General features: G+C 72.6%; 19 protein-coding genes and 2 tRNA genes. 2 read left to right on the forward strand and 19 right to left on the reverse strand.

Annotated features, from left to right (window positions below; all coding sequences use genetic code 11):
- Positions 1-172 precede the first annotated feature (172 nt).
- From ACIQBJ_RS10010 to ACIQBJ_RS10030, 5 genes are all read right to left on the reverse strand, one after another.
- Positions 173-904, reverse strand: a complete 732-nt coding sequence (locus ACIQBJ_RS10010; protein ID WP_400706580.1) for a class E sortase — start codon at positions 902-904, stop codon at positions 173-175.
- A gap of 21 nt (positions 905-925) precedes the next feature.
- On the reverse strand, positions 926-1,906 hold the full coding sequence (locus ACIQBJ_RS10015) for a class E sortase (protein WP_400706583.1): 981 nt from the start codon (positions 1,904-1,906) through the stop codon (positions 926-928).
- 4 nt (positions 1,907-1,910) lie between these two features.
- Complete coding sequence (locus tag ACIQBJ_RS10020) at positions 1,911-2,573, reverse strand: aminodeoxychorismate/anthranilate synthase component II (RefSeq protein WP_400706586.1); 663 nt, start codon at positions 2,571-2,573, stop codon at positions 1,911-1,913.
- A gap of 56 nt (positions 2,574-2,629) precedes the next feature.
- Positions 2,630-2,800, reverse strand: coding sequence for a hypothetical protein (locus tag ACIQBJ_RS10025; protein ID WP_014137037.1), 171 nt, complete (start codon positions 2,798-2,800; stop codon positions 2,630-2,632).
- Positions 2,801-2,891: 91 nt separating this feature from the next.
- On the reverse strand, positions 2,892-3,662 hold the full coding sequence (locus ACIQBJ_RS10030; RefSeq protein WP_400706589.1) for a DUF881 domain-containing protein: 771 nt from the start codon (positions 3,660-3,662) through the stop codon (positions 2,892-2,894).
- Between the two features lie 152 nt (positions 3,663-3,814).
- Here ACIQBJ_RS10030 and crgA point away from each other — a divergent pair, with 152 nt between their 5' ends.
- Complete coding sequence (gene crgA / locus ACIQBJ_RS10035) at positions 3,815-4,066, forward strand: cell division protein CrgA (protein ID WP_400706592.1); 252 nt, start codon at positions 3,815-3,817, stop codon at positions 4,064-4,066.
- A gap of 307 nt (positions 4,067-4,373) precedes the next feature.
- Here crgA and ACIQBJ_RS10040 read toward each other — a convergent pair whose 3' ends face one another.
- Both ACIQBJ_RS10040 and ACIQBJ_RS10045 read right to left on the reverse strand, forming a co-directional pair.
- Positions 4,374-5,291: a rhomboid family intramembrane serine protease gene (locus tag ACIQBJ_RS10040; RefSeq protein WP_400706595.1), complete on the reverse strand. Its 918-nt coding sequence runs from the start codon at positions 5,289-5,291 to the stop codon at positions 4,374-4,376.
- 151 nt (positions 5,292-5,442) lie between these two features.
- The gene (locus ACIQBJ_RS10045; RefSeq protein ID WP_400706598.1) at positions 5,443-5,970 is read right to left on the reverse strand and encodes a peptidylprolyl isomerase; all 528 of its coding nucleotides are present in this window, start codon (positions 5,968-5,970) and stop codon (positions 5,443-5,445) included.
- A 169-nt stretch (positions 5,971-6,139) separates the two neighbouring features.
- On the opposite strand from ACIQBJ_RS10045, the gene ACIQBJ_RS10050 reads away from it, so the two are divergent.
- Complete coding sequence (locus ACIQBJ_RS10050) at positions 6,140-6,958, forward strand: DUF5324 family protein (RefSeq protein ID WP_400706601.1); 819 nt, start codon at positions 6,140-6,142, stop codon at positions 6,956-6,958.
- Positions 6,959-7,051: 93 nt separating this feature from the next.
- Here the strand turns inward: ACIQBJ_RS10050 and ACIQBJ_RS10055 are convergent.
- The 12 genes from ACIQBJ_RS10055 to gnd all read right to left on the reverse strand — a co-directional run bounded on the left by ACIQBJ_RS10055 (position 7,052) and on the right by gnd (position 19,127).
- Positions 7,052-7,124: transfer RNA gene (locus ACIQBJ_RS10055), tRNA-Ala, on the reverse strand.
- Positions 7,125-7,233: 109 nt separating this feature from the next.
- Positions 7,234-7,362, reverse strand: a complete 129-nt coding sequence (locus tag ACIQBJ_RS10060; RefSeq protein ID WP_014137031.1) for a DLW-39 family protein — start codon at positions 7,360-7,362, stop codon at positions 7,234-7,236.
- Between the two features lie 99 nt (positions 7,363-7,461).
- Positions 7,462-7,833, reverse strand: a complete 372-nt coding sequence (locus ACIQBJ_RS10065) for a DUF6191 domain-containing protein (RefSeq protein WP_400706604.1) — start codon at positions 7,831-7,833, stop codon at positions 7,462-7,464.
- 88 nt (positions 7,834-7,921) lie between these two features.
- Positions 7,922-8,686 carry a hypothetical protein gene (locus tag ACIQBJ_RS10070; RefSeq protein WP_400706607.1) on the reverse strand — a complete coding sequence of 255 codons (765 nt, stop codon included), beginning with the start codon at positions 8,684-8,686 and terminating at the stop codon, positions 7,922-7,924.
- Between the two features lie 284 nt (positions 8,687-8,970).
- Positions 8,971-9,044: transfer RNA gene (locus ACIQBJ_RS10075), tRNA-Ile, on the reverse strand.
- A gap of 16 nt (positions 9,045-9,060) precedes the next feature.
- Positions 9,061-10,434, reverse strand: a complete 1,374-nt coding sequence (locus ACIQBJ_RS10080) for a class I SAM-dependent methyltransferase (RefSeq protein WP_400706610.1) — start codon at positions 10,432-10,434, stop codon at positions 9,061-9,063.
- Positions 10,435-10,670: 236 nt separating this feature from the next.
- Positions 10,671-11,348, reverse strand: a complete 678-nt coding sequence (locus ACIQBJ_RS10085; protein ID WP_400706613.1) for a DUF3566 domain-containing protein — start codon at positions 11,346-11,348, stop codon at positions 10,671-10,673.
- Positions 11,349-11,544: 196 nt separating this feature from the next.
- Positions 11,545-14,145 (reverse strand): DNA gyrase subunit A, encoded by a 2,601-nt coding sequence (gyrA, locus tag ACIQBJ_RS10090; RefSeq protein ID WP_400706616.1) that lies wholly within the window; start codon positions 14,143-14,145, stop codon positions 11,545-11,547.
- A 38-nt stretch (positions 14,146-14,183) separates the two neighbouring features.
- Complete coding sequence (gene gyrB / locus ACIQBJ_RS10095) at positions 14,184-16,175, reverse strand: DNA topoisomerase (ATP-hydrolyzing) subunit B (RefSeq protein WP_400706619.1); 1,992 nt, start codon at positions 16,173-16,175, stop codon at positions 14,184-14,186.
- Between the two features lie 272 nt (positions 16,176-16,447).
- Entirely contained in the window at positions 16,448-16,960 is a 513-nt protein-coding gene (locus ACIQBJ_RS10100) for a DUF721 domain-containing protein (protein ID WP_400706622.1), read from the reverse strand.
- Positions 16,961-17,027: 67 nt separating this feature from the next.
- A complete protein-coding gene (gene recF, locus ACIQBJ_RS10105; protein ID WP_400706625.1) occupies positions 17,028-18,164 on the reverse strand; it encodes a DNA replication/repair protein RecF in 1,137 nt (378 codons plus the stop codon).
- 36 nt (positions 18,165-18,200) lie between these two features.
- Positions 18,201-19,127 (reverse strand): phosphogluconate dehydrogenase (NAD(+)-dependent, decarboxylating), encoded by a 927-nt coding sequence (gene gnd / locus ACIQBJ_RS10110; RefSeq protein WP_400706628.1) that lies wholly within the window; start codon positions 19,125-19,127, stop codon positions 18,201-18,203.
- Positions 19,128-19,189 lie beyond the last annotated feature (62 nt).

Below are 19,189 nucleotides of genomic sequence, written 5' to 3' on the forward strand. Positions count from 1 at the left end.
CCGCGGGTGCGCCCCCCCGCGGCGTACAACCCCCGCCCCCCCCGGGCGGCCACGACGCCGGGCCTCCCGCGTGCGCCCCCCCCGCGCCCCCCCCCCCCGGCCCCCCCCCCCGCCGTCGACGGGCCTGGACGGACCCTGACGGACCTTGACGGACCCTCCGACCGACGGGGCGTCAGCGCAGCTCGGCCGGCGGGGTGCGCTGCGCGTCCACCGGGTCGACCCGGACCAGCTCCGCCCAGACCGCCATCCGGTAGCGGGAGGTGTACACCGGCGTGCAGGTGGTCAGCGTCAGGTAGCGGCCCGGCTTGGTGAACGGCGAGCCCTGCGGGACCGGCGCGACCACGCCCACGTTGAACTTGGAGGTCTGCGGCAGCGTCCCGGCGACCTTGTAGACGTACCAGGCGTCCTTGGTCTCCACCACCACCGGGTCGCCCGCCGCCAGCCGGTCCAGGTCGTGGAACTTGGCGCCGTGGCCGTCCCGGTGCGCGGCGAGCGTGAAGTTGCCCTGCGCGTCCCAGGGCATCGCGGAGCGGTACGGCTCCTCGTAGACCCCGGCCACGCCCTCGTTCAGCACCTCCGGCGCGGTGCCCATCTTGATCATTATCTGGTTGCCCCGGCCGAGCGCCGGGACGTGCAGGAAGCCCACCCCGTCACCGGGCGCGTACACGGGCGCGGCGGCCGTGCTCCCCCCGCCGCCCCCGGGCGGCGTCGACGGGGCCGTCCAGGTCTGCCGGAGCCGGTCCCCGGCCTGTCCGGCCGAGCGGTCCGCCACCACGTCCGTCCACCAGAGCGAGTAGGCGACGAACAGGCCCATCAGCAGGCCGAGCGTGATCAGCAGTTCGCCGGTCACCCCCAGGACCGCCGCGAACCGCCCGCGCTTCGGCTTGCCGTGCCGTTTCCCCATGCTGTGCCGTGCCCTCGCTGCTCAGTCCTGCCCCGCCAGCGCCTCGGGCCGGCCTTGGCTCCGCGGTCGTTCCTCGACCATCTTGCCAAAGACGATCAGCCGCGAGGTGGCGCTGTACTCCGGGGTGCAGGTGGTCATCGTCAGGTAGCGGCCCGGGCCGGTGAAGGGGGAGCCCTTCGGAACGGCCTGCAGCACCGCCACGTTGGTCGGCGGGGTCACCGGGATGCCGCCCGCGACCTCGTAGGTGTAGTACGCGGTCGCGGTCTCCACCACGACCTTGTCGCCCGGCACCAGCCTGGTGATGTACCGGAACGGCTCGCCGTGCGTGGTGCGGTGCGCGGCCACCGCGAAGTTCCCGTTCGGGTCGGACGGCATCGCCGTGCCCGGGTAGTGGCCCACCAGGCCCTTGTCGAGCACCTGCTGCTTGTTGGTGCCCTCGGCGATCGGGTAGCGCAGGCCGAGCTTCGGGATGTGGATCAGGGCGAAGCCCTGCCCGGGCTCGAACGCGGTCTGCGGGGCCGGGGTCGCCCCGCCGGGCGCCCCGGACGGGTCGGTCCGCGGCTGCGCCCACTGCTGCTCCAGCCGCTTGCCGGCCGCGTCGGCGGCCTGGTCGGCCTGCAGGTTGGTCCACCACAGCTGGTAGGAGACGAACAGCAGCAGGACCAGGCCGAGGGTGATGAACCACTCCCCCACCAGCCGGGCCGCCCGCACCCGGCGCCGCTCCCTGGGCCGCGGCGGGCGCGGGCCGGCGGCCCGCCCGACCGCCCGGCGCCGCCCGGTGCCCGGCTTCAGCCCGACCCGGCGCCCTCCCCCGCCGCCGTCCGACTGCCCGTCCGGCTGTCCGTCCGGCTGTCCGTCCGGGCCGGACTCCGGCTCGGCGGCGGGCAGCCGCAGCCGCAGGGTCTGCTCGGCGGGCTGCTCGCCGGGCGCCAGGTAGACGCTCCAGTCGTCCGGACCGCCCAGTTCTCCGGGGACGCCCCCCTCCGGGCGCACGGCCGTCACGCGGTCAGCTCCGGCCGATGACCGGCGCGAGGCCCGCCGAGCGCTCCACCGCCTCCGGGAAGCCGCACTCGGCCAGCCAGTTGGCGAGCATCCGGTGGCCGCCCTCGGTCAGCACCGACTCGGGGTGGAACTGCACGCCCTCGACCGGGAGTTCGCGGTGCCGCAGCCCCATGACGACGCCGCTGTCGGTGCGCGAGGTGACCACCAGCTCGGCGGGCACCGTCTCCGGCGCCACCGCCAGCGAGTGGTAGCGGGTCGCGGTCAGCGGCGAGGGCAGCCCCTCGAACACCCCGCCGTCCTCGTGCAGCACCGGCGAGGTCTTGCCGTGCAGCAGTTCGGGGGCCCGGCCGACCACCGCTCCGTAGGCCACCGCGATCGACTGCAGGCCCAGGCAGACCCCGAACACCGGCAGGCCGATCCGCGCGCAGTGGTGCACCATCTCCACGCACACCCCGGCCTCCTCGGGCGTGCCGGGCCCGGGGGAGAGCAGCACCCCGTCGTAGCCGTCCTCGCCGTCCCGGAGCCGGGCGTCGGCCACCGTCAGCCCGTCGTTGCGGACCACCTCGCAGACCGCGCCCAGCTGGTACAGGTACTGGACGAGGTTGAAGACGAAGCTGTCGTAGTTGTCGACCACGAGGATGCGGGGCGGGCGGCCGGCGGAGGTCATCGCTACTCCTGGGATGCGGGTGCTTCGGGGGTGGGGCACGGACGGGACGGCCCGGTTCAGCCGCCCGCGCCCTGATCCACCGTCACGTTCCCGAAGGGGAGCAGCGGCTCGGCCCACGGGAAGACGTACTGGAACAGGACGTAGACCACCCCGAGGACGAGCAGCAGCGCGATCAGCGCACGCACCGGCGCGGGGCCCGGGAGATGCCGCCAGATCCAGCCGTACATGGTGCTCCTCGGTGTTTCGGGTCTGCCCAAGCGTAGACGCCCGTGCGCCCGGCCCAGGAGGGTATCCGGGCAACGGGACGCCCCCCGTGCCCTACTGGGCGGCGGCGGCCCGCAGATCGGCCGATCCGGCGTACCCCGGCAGGTTCAGCTCGCCGTTCTCCTGGACCTTCCAGCCCAGCCCGTAGGCGGCCACGTAGCCGAGGTAGTTGCGGATGGTCGGGTCGCCGTCGACCGCGGCGCGCAGGTCGGCGGTCCGCCCCACCGCGCGGATCACGTAGGGCGGCGAGTAGACCCGGCCCTGCAGCAGCAGGGTGTTGCCGACGCAGCGCACCGCGCTGGTGGAGATCAGCCGCTGGTCCATCACCTGGACGCCCTCGGCCCCGCCCCGCCAGAGGGCGTTCACCACGGCCTGGATGTCCTGCTGGTGGATCACCAGGTCGTTCACGCCGGGCTCGGGCACCCCGGGGATGCGCGCGGTGGCGTTCGGCGGGGCGTCGTCCAGCGTGACCGTCATCCCGGGCCCGCGCAGCGGCTCCAGCCCCGCGGCCGACCGCAGCGCGGCCAGCCTGGCGGCGTCGTCCGGGCTCTGCCCCTGCTGCCGGGCCAGCCGGTCGGCGTGCGCCTGGTCGTCGGCGACCCGCGCCTCCAACTCCTGGTTCTCGGTGGAGCGCTGCTGTATGACGTCGCTCAGCTTGAGCAGCGAGTTGTCGGTGCGCAGATCGGTGCCGCGGGCGGTCTCCGCGCTGACGTAGAAGAGCAGCCCGGCGAGCGCGAAGACGGTGCAGGTCAGGGCACGTCCGACAATTCGCCCTCGGCGCGGGCGCGGAGTCGGGGCGACGGAAGAAATCGTGGAATCAGGCACCGTACCCTTATCTCCTCAAGACCCGGCGAGCCACTACGCTAACGGACGCCGGTGGCATGTGCGGAGCACCAACCGCACTGACCGGCCCCTTCGCCGCCCGCCCCACGCTGACCCACCTGCGCGGTCCCAGCGCATCGACAGGAGAGCCCCTCGTGCCGAAGTCTCGACTCCGCAAGAAGGCCGACTACACGCCGCCGAGCACCGCGACGGCCGTGAAGATCAGTTCCGGCCGGAGCTGGGTGGCTCCACTGATGCTGGTGCTGTTCCTGATCGGCCTGGTCTGGATCGTCACCTACTACGTGACCAGCAGCGACTGGCCGGTCCACAGCTGGGGCAACTGGAACATCCTGGTCGGCTTCGGCTTCATCGCCGCGGGCTTCGGCGTCTCCACCCAGTGGAAGTGAGGCCGGGGCCGCCCACCGGGCGGCCCCGGTCCCGCCCCTCCGTGCCCCTCGCACCGCTCCGGCCACCGCGCGCCGGGGCGGTGTTCGCCATGCCCCGGACGTCCCGGCCCGCACGCGCGGCGCACGTCCCGAACGTTTATCCACAGGGTTGTCCACACTGGGGAAAACTCCGCCCAGCCTGTGGATAACTCGCAACGCAGCAGCATAACGCGCGTAGAGCGGGAAAATCCAATCGGCCGTCCCGCCGCCCTGCCCACCGGCTGTGGACAACCGCGGCCGCCGACCAGCATCCCGCCCGCGGCCCCGCTCACCCCGGCAGGCGCGCCGTCCCGAGCAGCATCAGCACCAGCGAGAGCGCCAGCACCCCGGCCACCGTCAACCCCTGCACCAGGTTCCGGTGCGCCCGTGGGGCGTACATCAGGCCCGCCCCGGTGACGAGGCCCGCCACGAGGCCGCCGACGTGCGCCCGCCAGTCGATGACGTCGCTCAGCGAGAAGGTGAAGACCAGGTTCACCACCAGCAGCGCAATCACCGGCTGCATCGGCGTCCGGGTCACCTTGAACAGCACCGCGGTGGCGCCCATCAGCCCGTAGATCGCCCCGGAGGCGCCCACCGACTGCAGGTCCGCACCCGTCACCAGGTAGGCCAGCGCGTTGCCCGCGACGCCCGAGACCAGGTACAGGCCGAGGTAGCGCAGCCGCCCCAGCACCCGTTCCAACTGGGGGCCGAGCACCCAGAGCGAGAACATGTTCATCACCAGGTGCAGCAGGCCGGCGTGCATGAACATCGCCGACACCAGCCGGTACCACTCGTCCGGACCGGCCGCGAGACCGCCCCGCGCCCCCGAGGGGAGCGCCCTGCTCCACAGCACCAGGCGACCGGCCTGCAGGCCGTCGGCGACGTACTGGGTGTACAGGAAGACCAGCAGGTTCAGGCCGATCAGCACCTTGGTGACCAGCGCCCCGTCGCCGAGCGCCAGCAGCCCGCGGGCGGTCGTCCGGGGTTGTTGCGGCGGGTACTGCTGCCGCGGGGCCCCGCCGTGCGCGCACTCGGGGCACTGGAAGCCCACCGCGGCGGGCACCATGCACTCCGGGCAGACCGGCCGCCCGCACCGGGTGCAGGACACCCCGGTCTCCCGCTCCGGGTGCCGGGGGCAGCGGGCCGGCCCGCTCCCCCGCCCCTGGCCGTCCGTCGGCATCGGCCCCACGGGTTCCTCCGGATGCATCGCCGCAGTCCCTCCTCAAACAGCCTCGAACGGCCTCGAACAGCGCGGTCCCGGCGCCGCCGCCGTGCGAACACGGGGCACCGCCGGGACCGTCCAGGCTACTGCGCGCCGGGGCGCGCGGGGCCGCCCCGGAGGGCGGTGGGGGCCGGAATCAGCCGCGCGAGACGACGACCGACTCGATCACCACGTCGTTGACCGGGCGGTCGTACGGCTTGGTAGTGGCGGTGGTGGCGATCTCGTCGACGACCTTCTGGCTCGCCGCGTCCACGACCTCGCCGAAGATGCTGTGCTTGCGGTTCAGCCAGCTGGTCGGGGCGACCGTGACGAAGAACTGCGAGCCATTGGTGCCCGGGCCCGCGTTGGCCATCGCCAGCAGGTACGGGCGGTCGAAGGAGAGGTCCGGGTGGAACTCGTCGGCGAACTTATAGCCCGGGCCGCCGGTGCCGTTGCCCAGCGGGTCGCCGCCCTGGATCATGAAGCCCTCGATGACCCGGTGGAACACGGTGCCGTCGTACAGCGGCTTGGCGGCCACCTCGCCGGTCTCCGGGTTCTTCCACTCGCGGGTGCCCTCGGCCAGCTCCACGAAGTTGGCGACGGTCTTGGGGGCGTGGTGGGGGAAGAGCTTGACCACGATGTCGCCGCGGTTGGTCTTCAGGGTGGCGGTGAGTTCCTCGGCCACGGGAGTACCTTCCTGTCTCTTTGAGCTGACTATCCGACGAATCATCCCACGGAGGTCGCGGACGGCTCAGCCGAAGGTGCCCGGCGGCCGGGCGGCAGGCATGATCTCCTACCAGGTGGAAAAGTGCATACCGGACACCCACCGGACACCCGCCGACAAGGAGAAGCCCGTGAGCCGTACGGACACCGCGCGCGAGACCGCCGGACGGGCGAAGGACGCCGTGGCGCCCTACGCCGTCTCCGCCAAGGAAACCGCCCTGCACTACGCCGAGGAGGCCAAGCAGGTGCTCGGCCCCCGGCTGGAGGCACTCGGCCCGAAGGCCGCGGCCGCCGGAGCACAGGCCAGGGCCGGCGCCGGCCAGGCCGCGCAGACCGCCCGGGTGCAGTACGTCAAGCACCTCGCCCCGCACCTGGAGCACGCCTTCGCCAGCCTCCCCCCGGAGACCCAGAAGGCCGCGCTGAAGGCCGTCCACCGGGCCCAGGAGGCCGCGCTCGCCGCCAAGCTCTCGGCCGGCCAGGCCGCCGGGCAGGCCCGCACCACGGTGGTGCCCAAGGTCTCCGAGACCTTCCAGGCCGCCCGGGACACCGTGACCCCGCTGGCCCAGGAGGCGCAGACCCGCGGCGCCGCCGCGATCACCGCCCTGCACGGCAACGTCACCGCCGCCGAGATCGGCGGGCTGGCCGCGAAGAACGCCAGGAAGCGGCACCGCAGCGGCTGGACCACCGGCCTCGCGGTGACCGGCGCGCTGGCGATCGGCGCCGGCGTGCTCGCCTGGCAGTGGTGCCGCAAGCAGAACAACCCCGAGTGGCTGACCGAGCCCCCGCTGCACGCCGACCCGACCCCGACCCCGCCGCCCGCCCCCGCCGCCCCCGACGCAGCCGCCGGCGGCGCGGCGCTCAACGGGTCGACGCCGCACGAGGACCTGGACGACGCCGACCGGCCCGCCGAGGACCGGCCCAAGCCGCACGACCCGCGCAAGCCGCACTGAACCCCGGGACGGCCCGGCGACGGACGCAGAACACCCCCGGTCGCGGTGACGCGACCGGGGGTGTTTCGCTGTGAAGCCTCTGTTAAGCCTCTGTGGAGCCTAGGGGAGTCGAACCCCTGACATCTGCCATGCAAAGACAGCGCTCTACCAACTGAGCTAAGGCCCCGAGCAACGGGGACTAGCCTACCCGCTCACGGGCAACGCCCCATGCGGGTTTCGGACCGGCCGCGGCCCGTGCTCCGCGGGCCGGTCCGAGAAGACTTTCGTCCGACGGCTCAGCGGCCGGCGGGGACCGGGTCGGTGGCCTCGGTCCACAGGTCCTGCTCGGCGCGGTCCGCCTGGACCTGACGGTAGACAAAGAAGCCGCCGAGGGCGACCAGGGCGACCAGGAGGAGCTTCTTCACCGCGGGACCTCGTCCTTCTTGCTTGCTTGGATGGGGAGCACGAACCAGCGGTCAGGCTGCAGACCGCCCTGGGGCCGATGATACACACCGGTAACCCGTTCAAGAGCGGCCCCCGCCACCGCCAACCGACCGATCCGCCACCGTCTTTGACGCTCCCCCACCAGTAGGATCGTCCGACCCCGGGCGGGCCGTGCGAATCACCGCGACCCCGCCGGCCAGGTCCACCGTCGACCGCGGCGGCGCGCCCTCGCCCTCCTCGTCCCGGAGCATCAGCGTGGTCGTCCGCTGGTCCAGCTCGGCCTGCTTGCCCGCCGCGAACTGGGCGTGCAGCTGCTCGAAGCCGGTCGCGGAGATCTGGCCCTCCCGCCCCATCCCGCGCCAGGGAATCCACCGGCTCCGCCGCGCCCGCAGCGCGATCTGGTCCACGAACGCCAGCACCACCAGGGCGCAGACCAGACCCGGCAGGCTCATCGCCCAGAAGTACCCCATGCCCCGCCAACGCCCCCGGGCCCGCCGCCGTTCCCACGGCCGCCCGACCCGGGGGCGCCCCCCCTACCGGCTAGCCACGGCGGCGACGGCGCCCGCGCAGCTGCGCGACGTCCCGCCGGATCACCCGGACGTCCTCGGCCAGGTCGTCGATCCGCGACTCCTGCCGGGTGATCCGCTCACCGATCGCCGCGATCAGCGCGCCCTGGACGTCCAGCCGCCGCTCGATCGCCCCCGCCGGGGCCACCGGGTCGGCCCGCCCCGCCGGGTACTCGTCCCAGCGCAGCTCGCTCCACCGCCGCCACGGCCTGGCCCGGAACTCCTGCACCACCGGCGGCTCCGCCACCGGCCGCGCCGCCGCCTCCACGACGTCCAGCAGCCGGCCGCGCACCCGCCGCGCGACCTCGCTGTCCCGCAGCAGCATCGCCACGTTCAGCACGGCCCGCCGGGAGTACAGCGCGATGCCGTTCCCACCGCCCTGCGGGCGGCCGATCAAGTTATCCACAGGGGGCGCGAACGAATCGGCGCCCCGCGACGGCCGGAACCCCTCCTCCGAGCCGCTGACCTGCCAGAAGTACTCGAAGTACTTCTGGTTCGCGGGGTTTTCCACAGGCTTGAAAACGGTGAATCCGTTGCTCTCCAGCTCCTTGCGGTGGCGACGGAGCATCATCCGGACGACGTTCTCGCCGACCTCGAAGTAGTCGGCGACCATCCGGGTCGTGACGTGCAGCCCGTCGGGCAGCAGGACGAGGGCCTTGACCTCGTCGAGGACCTCGGTGCGCTCGCGCAGGCCGCTGCGGAGCGTCCTGGACTCGAGCAGCGCGGCTTCCATGGACATGGGTGTGCCTCACAGGGTGAATGAAGACATGACGTGGGAACCGCCCTGTCGCCCGGGGCGGGCGGGGCCGGATCATCCGCCGGCCGGAGCAGAGGTCGCGCTACGTCCCACGTCACCCAATGACCGGGTCTGTCGCCCGGCTGTCCCCGATTTCACGTCAGTTTCGAGTCGGCTCACCCTGTGTTGCCTCTGCGCACCCGGTCCAACGACCGCCGCGGGCACGGGGTTACGGCCCGAACACGTCGAAGGCCCCGATCACCAGGTGATCGGGGCCTTCGCGCCGGTGGGCCTAACAGGACTTGAACCTGTGGCCTCTTCCTTATCAGGGAAGCGCTCTAACCGTCTGAGCTATAGGCCCTTGCCGCACTGAAAGATTAGCGGACCGACGGCCGATCTCCCAAATCCGTATCCCGGGCCCCCTCCGGACGGCCCTGCTCAGGGGCCCCGGCGAGCCATTCGGCCCGGGTGGCGAGGAAGCCGGAGGCCCCGGCGGGGGTGGGGCGGACGGCCAGGACCTGGTTGACGCCGATGTGGTTCTGCTCGAAGGCGACGGCGGAGGCGGCCATGTAGAGGCGCCAGACCCGGGCCCGTCCGCGGCCCGCCAGCGCGGCGGCCTCCGGCCAGTGGGCCTCCAGGTTGGCGACCCACTCGCGGAGGGTGCGGCCGTAGTGCTCGCGCAGCACCTCGACGTCGCGGACCTCGAAGCCCGCGTCCTCCAGCCGGGAGACGGTGGTGCCGACCGGGGAGAGCTCGCCGTCCGGGAAGACGTAGCGGTCGATGAAGGGGGAGAGCCGGTAGGCCGTGCCGGGCGGGAGCGGGCGGCGGGCGATCTGGTGGTTGAGCAGGCGGCCGCCGGGCGCGAGCAGCTCGTACAGCCGGCGGGCGTAGAGCAGGTACTGGGCGGAGCCGACGTGCTCGGCCATGCCGACGCTGGAGACGGCGTCGAAGGGGCCGTCGGGGACCTCCCGGTAGTCCTGGAGCCGGATCTCGACCCGGTCGGCGAGACCGGCCTCGGCGACCCGCTGCCGGGCCAGCGCGACCTGCTCGGCGGAGAGGGAGACGCCGACCGCCCGGACGCCGTACCGGCGGGCCGCGTGCAGGACCAGCGAGCCCCAGCCGCAGCCGACGTCCAGCAGGCGCATGCCGGGGCGGAGGCCGAGCTTGCGGCAGACCAGGTCGAGCTTGGCGGTCTGGGCGTCCTCCAGGCTCCTGGCACCGGGCTCCCAGTAGGCGCAGGAGTAGACCAGGGTGGGGCCGAGGACGAGCCGGTAGAAGTCGTTGCCGACGTCGTAGTGGTGGCTGATCGCGGCGCGGTCCCGGCGGCGGCTGTGGGTGGCGCCGCGGCGGCGGCGGACCTCTTCGGGCGGGGGCGTGGGCCGCGGGCCGACCGCGCCCTGCCGCAGCGCGGCGGCGAGCAGGCGGCGGCCGGGGGCGCCGAGGTACTGGCGGGGCCCGATCCGGGCGCCGAGGAACTCCGGGTCCTCGCGGAAGGCGGCGACGGCGCCCAGCAGTTCGTACAGGTCCGTGTCGGCGGCGGGTTCGAGGTCCCCGGCCACGTAGGCCCGGGCCAGGCCGAGCTCGCCGGGGGACCAGAACAGGTGGCGCAGTGCGCGGCGGTTGCGCAGCACCACGGTGGGGGCGCCGGGCGGGCCGGCCGGCGGGCCGTTCCGGAGGCGGACCCGGATCGGGATCGGACGGCCGATCAGGCCCTCCAGCGCGTCGACGAGTTGCTGTGCGTCCTGTGCCATCGCGGACCTCCGGCCGGCCGTTCCCGTCGGGGCCGCCCGGTGGCCGCCGTGCCGCGGCCGGACGGGCCCGTGCCCGTTCTCCCCGTCCTCCATTTGTCCACGGCGGGCGGTGCGGCCGGTCCCGGCGCGCCGCCCGGTCACCCGATTGCCCGGGGACGGCAACGGGCCCCGCAGGCTTCAACAGCCTGTGGGGCCCGGGGAATTCCGCACCCTGACGTTCCGTCAGCGGGAGTCGGTCAGTCCTCCTCGGCGAGGGTCAGCTCGATGCCGCCGGTGAAGCCGGCCGCCGAGTTGTAGATGAACGCCGCCAGGGTGCACAGGGCGGTCATCAGGACCACGTCGACCACCGCGATCAGGGTGGTGAACAGCATGACCTTGCCGAACCCGATGTAGTCCATCAGGTTGAAGGCGCCGGCGCTGTCGCTGCCGGTGATGTCCTTGAAGGTGCTGGTCAGCGAGTCGAAGACGCCGAGGCCGTCGAGGGTCATCCAGAGCACGGCGGCGGCCACGATCACGATCACGCCGATGGCCAGCGAGAGCAGGAAGCTGACCTTCATCACCGACCACGGGTCGGCCTTGACCACCCGCAGCCGGGCCTTCCGGGTCCGGCCGGCGGCCGGTCCGGCGGGGCCGGGGCGGCGGGCCGGTGCCGGGGCCTGGCCGGGGCCGCCGGCACCGGTGGTGCGGGTGCCGCGCGGCGGGGTGGGCTGGCCCTTGGTGTAGGTGGTCGGCGTGGAGAAGCCGCTGCCCGCCGCGGGCGGGGTGCTCGGCGGCGGGGGCGGGGTCTGGCCGCCGTAGCCCGGCTGGGCCCCGGCCTGGCCGACCGGGGGCATCACCGAGGTGGACGAGGCCGGGTGCTCGGCGGGGCGCTGCGGTGTGCCGCCGTACGGCACCCCGCCCTGCCCGCCCGACACGCCGCCCGTGGCACCTCCAGCACCCGTGGCTCCGCTCACCGTGGTCCTCCCGAACCGTTCGCCAGGCCGGCCGCACCGCCCTGGACCGTGTTGTGCTCCTGCTCCGCCTGCCCCGGTGGCCTGCGGTCGACCCGGGCCGCCCGCCCCGCCCCGCGGTGGACGGGGCGGAGCGGGCGGCACGGTCGGCGTCCTGGCATCAGCCCTGGTCGGGCGTACCGTCCGCCTCGTGCTCGGTGGTGGCCGCGGACTCCGCCGTCTCGGCGTCCTCCGGGCCCTCCTCCTCGTCGGCCTCCGCGTTGCGGGCCATGCCCACCACCGCGTCGCGCTTTCCGAGGTTGATCAGTTGGACGCCCATCGTGTCACGTCCGGTTTCACGGACTTCGGAAACCCTGGTCCGGATCACGCCGCCGGAGAGCGTGATGGCCATGATCTCGTCGGTCTCCTCGACCACCAGCGCGCCGACCAGCGAGCCCCGGCCCTCGACGATCTTGGCCGCCTTGATGCCGAAACCGCCGCGTCCCTGGACACGGTACTCGTCGACCGAGGTGCGCTTGGCGTAGCCGCCGTCGGTGGCGGTGAACACGAAGGTGCTCGGCCGGACCACGTTCATCGAGAGCAGTTCGTCGTCCTCGCGGAAGGCCATGCCCTTGACGCCGGAGGTGGCCCGGCTCATCGGGCGGAGCGCCTCGTCGGTGGCCTTGAACCGGATCGACTGGGCCTTCTTGGAGATCAGCAGCAGGTCGTCGTCGGCGGAGACCAGCTCGGCGCCGATCAGCTCGTCGTCCCGGCCCTCCTCGTCCTGGCGCAGGTTGATCGCGATCAGGCCGCCGGAGCGCGGGGAGTCGTAGTCCTTGAGCGGGGTCTTCTTGACCAGGCCGCCGCGGGTGGCGAGGACCAGGTACGGCTTGTCCTCGTAGGTGCGGACGGCCATCACCTGGGTGATGTGCTCCTCCGGCTGGAAGGCCAGCAGGTTGGCGACGTGCTGGCCGCGGGCGTCGCGGCCGGCGTCCGGCAGCTCGTAGCCCTTGGCGCGGTAGACCCGGCCCTTGTTGGTGAAGAACAGGATCCAGTTGTGGGTGGTGGTCACGAAGAAGTGGTCGACGATGTCGTCCTGCTTCAGCTGCGCGCCGCGGACGCCCTTGCCGCCGCGCTTCTGCGAGCGGTAGAGGTCGGAGCGGGTGCGCTTGACGTAGCCGCCGCGGGTGATGGTGACCACGATGTCCTCCTCGGCGATGAGGTCCTCGATCGAGAGGTCGCCGTCGGAGGGGATCAGGGTGGAGCGCCGCTCGTCGCCGTACTTCTCGACGATCGCGGTGAGCTCCTCGGAGACGATCTCGCGCTGCCGGGAGGGCGAGGCGAGGATCGCGTTGTACTCGTTGATCTTGGCCTGGAGCTCGTCGTGCTCGCTGAGGATGCGGGCGCTCTCCAGCGCGGCCAGCCGGCGCAGCTGCATCTCGAGGATGGCGTTGGCCTGCAGCTCGTCGATGGCGAGCAGCCGCATCAGGCCGGTGCGGGCGGCGTCGGCGCTCTCCGAGGCGCGGATCAGCGCGATCACCGCGTCGATCTGGTCGAGGGCCTTGAGCAGGGCGCGCAGGATGTGCGCGCGCTCCTCGGCCTTGCGCAGCCGGAAGGTGGTCCGGCGGACGATGACCTCGATCTGGTGGGCGACCCAGTGCCGGATGAAGGCGTCCAGCGAGAGGGTGCGCGGCACGCCGTCGACCAGGGCCAGCATGTTGGCGCCGAAGTTGGTCTGCAGGTCGGTGTGCTTGTACAGGTTGTTGAGCACGACCTTGGCGACCGCGTCCCGCTTGAGGACGATGACCAGGCGCTGGCCGGTCCGCGAGGAGGACTCGTCGCGGACGTCGGCGATGCCGGCGATCCGGCCGTCCTTGACCAGGTCGGCGATCTTGAGGGCGAGGTTGTCCGGGTTGACCTGGAACGGCAGCTCGGTGATCACCAGGCACTGGCGGCCCTGGATCTCCTCGACCTCGACCACGGCGCGCATGGTGATCGAGCCGCGGCCGGTGCGGTAGGCGTCCTCGATGCCGCGGCGGCCGACGATCAGCGCGCCGGTCGGGAAGTCGGGGGCCTTGATCCGCTCGATCAGGGCTTCCAGCAGTTCCTCGTTGGACGCCTCGGGGTGCTCCAGCGCCCAGAGCGCGCCGGAGGCGACCTCGCGCAGGTTGTGCGGCGGGATGTTGGTGGCCATGCCGACCGCGATGCCGGTGGCGCCGTTGACCAGCAGGTTGGGGATCCGCGAGGGCAGGACGGTCGGCTCCTGCTGCCGGCCGTCGTAGTTGGCGGCGAAGTCGACGGTCTCCTCGTCGATGTCGCGCATCATCTCCATCGCCAGCGGCATCATCTTGCACTCGGTGTAGCGCATCGCCGCGGCCGGGTCGTTGCCCGGGGAGCCGAAGTTGCCGTTGCCGTCGACCAGCGGCATCCGCATCGACCAGGTCTGGGCGAGCCGGACCAGGGTGTCGTAGATGGAGGTGTCGCCGTGCGGGTGGTAGTTGCCCATCACGTCGCCGACCACGCGGGCGCACTTGTAGTAGCCCTTCTCGGGCCGGTAGCCGCCGTCGTACATCGCGTAGAGCACGCGCCGGTGCACCGGCTTGAGGCCGTCGCGGACCTCCGGCAGGGCGCGCGACACGATGACGCTCATCGCGTAGTCGAGGTAGGAGCGCTGCATCTCGGTCTCGAGCTCGATGAGCTCGACCCGTCCGCCGCTCTGGTCGGTGGTGGTGGTGCTGTCCTCGGGCTGCTCGCCGCCGTCGGGACGGTTGTCGTCGACCACTGGTGGTCAGTTTCCTTTCAACGATCCTTGACGGGACGTCAGACGTCCAGGAAGCGGACGTCCTTCGCGTTGCGCTGGATGAAGGAGCGGCGGGCCTCGACGTCCTCGCCCATCAGGACGGAGAACAGGTCGTCGGCGCGGGCCGCGTCCTCCAGGGTGACCTGGAGCAGCAGGCGGTGCGCGGCGTCCATGGTGGTGACGCGCAGCTCTTCGGCGTTCATCTCGCCGAGGCCCTTGAAGCGCTGGATCGCGTCGTCCTTGGGGAGCCGGCGGCCGCCCTCGACCCCGGCGGCGATCAGCGCGTCGCGCTCGCGGTCGGAGTAGGCGTACTCGAACTCGTCCCGGCCCCACTTGATCTTGTACAGCGGGGGCATCGCCAGGTAGACGTACCCGGCCTCGACCAGCGGGCGCATGAAGCGGAACAGCAGGGTCAGCAGCAGGGTGCGGATGTGCTGTCCGTCGACGTCGGCGTCGGCCATCAGGACGATCTTGTGGTACCGCAGCTTCTCGGCGTCGTAGTCCTCCTGGATGCCGCAGCCGAAGGCCGAGATCAGCGCCTGGACCTCGGTGTTCTGCAGCACCTTGTCGATCCGGGCCTTCTCGACGTTCAGGATCTTGCCGCGGATCGGGAGGATCGCCTGGGTGCGCGGGTCGCGGCCCTGCTTGGCGGAGCCGCCGGCCGAGTCGCCCTCGACGATGAAGATCTCGCACTCGGCCGGGTCCTTGGACTGGCAGTCCGAGAGCTTGCCGGGCAGCGAGGCCGACTCCAGCAGGCCCTTGCGCCGGGTCAGGTCGCGGGCCTTGCGGGCGGCGACCCGGGCGCTGGCGGCCTGGATGGACTTGCGGATGATGTCCGCGGCCTCGGCGGGGTTGCGGTCCAGCCAGTCGGCCAGGTGCTCGTTGACCACCTTCTGGACGAAGGTCTTGGCCTCGGTGTTGCCGAGCTTGTCCTTGGTCTGGCCCTCGAACTGCGGCTCGCCGAGCTTGACCGAGATGATCGCGGTCAGGCCCTCGCGGATGTCCTCGCCGGAGAGGTTGTCGTCCTTCTCGCGGAGCAGCTTCTTGTCGCGCGCGTACCGGTTCATCAGACCGGTGAGCGCGGACCGGAAGCCCTCCTCGTGGGTGCCGCCGCCGTGGGTGTGGATGGTGTTGGCGAAGGAGTACACGCCCTCGGTGTAGGACGAGTTCCACTGCATGGCGATCTCGGCCGAGATCGTCCTGCCCTTGTCCTCGGCCTCGAAGTCGATCACCGAGGGGTGGATCACCTCGCCCTTGCGGGAGTTGAGGTGGGCCACGAAGTCGGCGATGCCGCCGTCGTACCGGTAGGTGACCGAGAGCGGCTTGCCCTCGTCGTCCACGTGCTCGGGGCGCTCGTCGGTCAGCGCGATGGTCAGGCCCTTGTTGAGGAAGGCCATCTCCTGGAAGCGCCGGGAGAGCGTCTCGAACGAGTAGACGGTGGTCTCGAAGATGTCCGGGTCGGCCCAGAAGGTGACCGTGGTGCCGGTCTCCGGGGTCTCCTCGTGCCGGGCCAGCGGGGCGGTCGGGGCGCCGGACTTGTACTCCTGCGTCCAGCGGGCGCCGTCGGTGCTGATGTCCACCGCGAGGCGGGTGGAGAGCGCGTTCACCACCGAGATGCCGACGCCGTGCAGGCCGCCGGAGACCGCGTAGCCGCCGCCGCCGAACTTGCCGCCGGCGTGCAGCACCGTCAGCACGACCTCGACGGCGGGCTTGTCCTGGCCGGGCATGATGCCGACCGGGATGCCTCGCCCGTTGTCCACCACCCGCACGCCGCCGTCGGCCAGGATCGTCACGTCGATGGTGTCGGCGTGGCCCGCCAACGCCTCGTCGACCGAGTTGTCGACGATCTCGTACACGAGGTGGTGCAGGCCGCGCTCACCGGTCGAACCGATGTACATGCCCGGGCGCTTGCGGACGGCGTCGAGCCCCTCCAGCACCTGGATGGCGTTGGCGTCGTAGGCCTTGTTGTCGGACGGGTCTGGGGTCTGGCTGGGGTTGCCGGAATCGGCCACGAAGCGCCCTCTCTGGCACAGCGCGGGTCGCGCCCCTTCCCGGTGTACGGGCAGGTGTGCGACCACAGCGTTTCGTCTCGGTTGCTGCACACAACGGTGATTGCGCTTCAGTCTACCGGTACGACCGACAGTGAGGGGCGTTTGGCAGCCTCTGAGGGCAGATGTGCCGCCCTGAATCCCCTCGGGACGTGTCCCGATACTCGCCAGGGGGTCTCAGAGCGCCTGGCGGGGCCGCCAGCGATTCCGGAGCAGACCGCTCCGCCTCGGCCCGGTCAGCCCCAGGTGTCGCCCGGGCCCTTGCTGCCCGGAGCCCGCAGCCGCCCGTACCCGCGGACCGGGGCGTCCGGCCCCAGCACCTTGATCACCCGGACCGTTCCGTGGCCCAGCTCGTGGTTCAGTCGGGCCACCAACTGGCGTGCCAGCAAACGGAGTTGAGTGGCCCACGCGGTGGAGTCGCACTGCACGGTGAGCACCGCCTCGGCCTCCGCGTACGACTTGGGCACGCAGTGCGCGGCGATGTCCGGACCCACGATCTGCGACCAGCGGCCCATCACCCCGCCCACCGCGGCGGGCGCCTCCCAGCCGCGCTCGGTGATCAACCGGTTCAGCGCCGCCCCCAGCGGCACCGGGTCGCGGCCGTCCGCGCGCGCCCCGCTGCGCAGCCCGGTCCGCTTCGCCTCGCGGCGCTCGCGCACCTGCTCGCCGCGCAGCCGGGCCTGCTCCTTGGCCGCCCGCAGCGCCACCCGGGCCAGGTCCACCCCGGAAAGCTCCGGACCCTCGGTCATCGCGCTCCATCCCCAGGCTGTGGACAACTCCGCCGACGAGCCGCCCAGGGTACGTGCTTCCCGGGACTCACGGGGTGAGACGGGCCACAGTGCCGTCCGAGACCCCGTACCGGGCGCCGCTCAGCGCCTTCGGCACGTCCTCGGCGACGGCGGCGGTGACCAGCACCTGCTCGCCGCCCGCCACCAGCTCCGCCAGCCGGTCCCGGCGGCGGGCGTCCAGCTCGGCGAACACGTCGTCCAGCACCAGCACCGGCTCCCCGCCCTCGGCCCGCAGCAGCTCGTACGAGGCCAGCCGCAGCGCCAGCGCGTAGGACCAGGACTCGCCGTGGCTGGCGTAGCCCTTGGCGGGCAGCGGGCCCAGCCGCAGCAGCAGCTCGTCCCGGTGCGGGCCGACCAGGGTCAGGCCGCGCTCGACCTCCTGCTTGCGGGTGGCCAGCAGGGCGTCCAGCAGCTGCTGCTCGGCCTGCTCGCGGTTGGTCGGCAGCTCGCCCTCGAAGGAGGAGCGGTACTCCAGCACGGTCTCCCCCGCGCCCGGCGCCAGCTGGCGGTAGGCCGCGCCGACCAGCGGCTGCAGGGCGGCCACCAGCTGGATCCGAAAAGCCGTCAACTCGGCCCCGGCGCGGGCGAGATGGCCGTCCCAGACCTCCAGGGTGGACAGGTCGGCGGCCTTGCCTCCACCGGCCCGGCGGGCCATCGCCACCGTCCGCAGCAGGGCGTTGCGCTGCTTGAGCACCCGCTCGTAGTCGGAGCGCACCCCGGCCAGCCGGGGGGCCCGGGCGGTCAGCAGCTCGTCCAGGAAGCGCCGCCGCTCCCCCGGGTCGCCCTTGACCAGCGCGAGGTCCTCGGGGGCGAACAGCACGGTGCGCAGCACGCCCAGCACGTCGCGCGGGCGGATGTTGTCGGAACGGTTCAGCCGGGCCCGGTTGGCCTTGCCCGGGGTCAGCTCCAGCTCCACCAGGGTGGTCCGGCCGCCCTGGGCGACCACGCTGGCCCGGATCACCGCCCGCTCGGCGCCGAGCCGCACCAGCGGGGCGTCGGTGGCCACCCGGTGGCTGCCCAGGGTGGCGACGTAGCCGATCGCCTCGACCAGGTTGGTCTTGCCCTGCCCGTTCGGGCCGACGAACGCGGTGACGCCCGGGTCGAGCGGGACCTCGACCCGGGCGTAGGAACGGAAGTCGGCGAGCGACAGGTGCGCGACGTGCATGACGGTGGACTGCGCTCGCCTTCTGGCCGTGGGGACTTACTTGGACTCGACCGCGTGGCCGCCGAACTGGTTGCGCAGGGCGGCGATCATCTTCATCTGCGGGGAGTCCTCCTGGCGGGAGGCGAACCGGGCGAACAGCGAGGCGGTGATCGCGGGCAGCGGCACCGCGTGGTCGATCGCGGCCTCGACCGTCCAGCGGCCCTCGCCGGAATCCGCGGCCCAGCCCTTGAGCTTGGCCAGGTGCTCGTCGTCGTCCAACGCCCGGACCGCCAGGTCGAGCAGCCAGGAGCGGATGACCGTGCCCTCCTGCCAGCTGCGGAAGACCTCGCGCACGTCGGTCACCTCGGGGGCGGCCTCCAGCAGCTCCCAGCCCTCGGCGAAGGCCTGCATCATCGCGTACTCGATGCCGTTGTGGACCATCTTGGCGAAGTGGCCGGCACCGACCTTGCCGGCGTGCACCGAGCCGAAGTCGCCCTCGGGCTTGAGCGCGTCGAAGACCGGCTGCACCTTGGCGACGTCCGCCGCCTCGCCGCCGTACATCAGCGCGTAGCCGTTCTCCAGGCCCCAGACACCGCCGGAGACGCCGCAGTCGACGAAGCCGATGCCCTTGGCGGCCAGCAGCTCGGCGTGCTGGATGTCGTCGGTCCAGCGGGAGTTGCCGCCGTCGACCACCACGTCGCCGGGGGAGAGCAGTTCGGCCAGCTGCTCGACGGTCTCCTGGGTCGGCGCGCCGGCCGGGACCATCACCCACACCACGCGGGGGGCCTCCAGCTTGGCGACCAGCTGCTCGACGCTTTCGACGTCGGCGAGGTCCGGGTTGCGGTCGTAGCCGATGACGGTGTGGCCGGCGCGGCGGATGCGCTCGCGCATGTTGCCGCCCATCTTGCCGAGACCGATGAGGCCGAGCTCCATGACAAGTCCTTCACTGTGGTGTCGTGCCTGATGACGGCGCCGTTGCCGCACCCACTGAGCCTACGCCGACGGGGAGGGACCGCCGGGCAGCCACAGGGGCGCGGAGGCAGTCG

Source organism: Kitasatospora sp. NPDC088391, assembly GCF_044753345.1.
Classification (GTDB): domain Bacteria; phylum Actinomycetota; class Actinomycetes; order Streptomycetales; family Streptomycetaceae; genus Kitasatospora.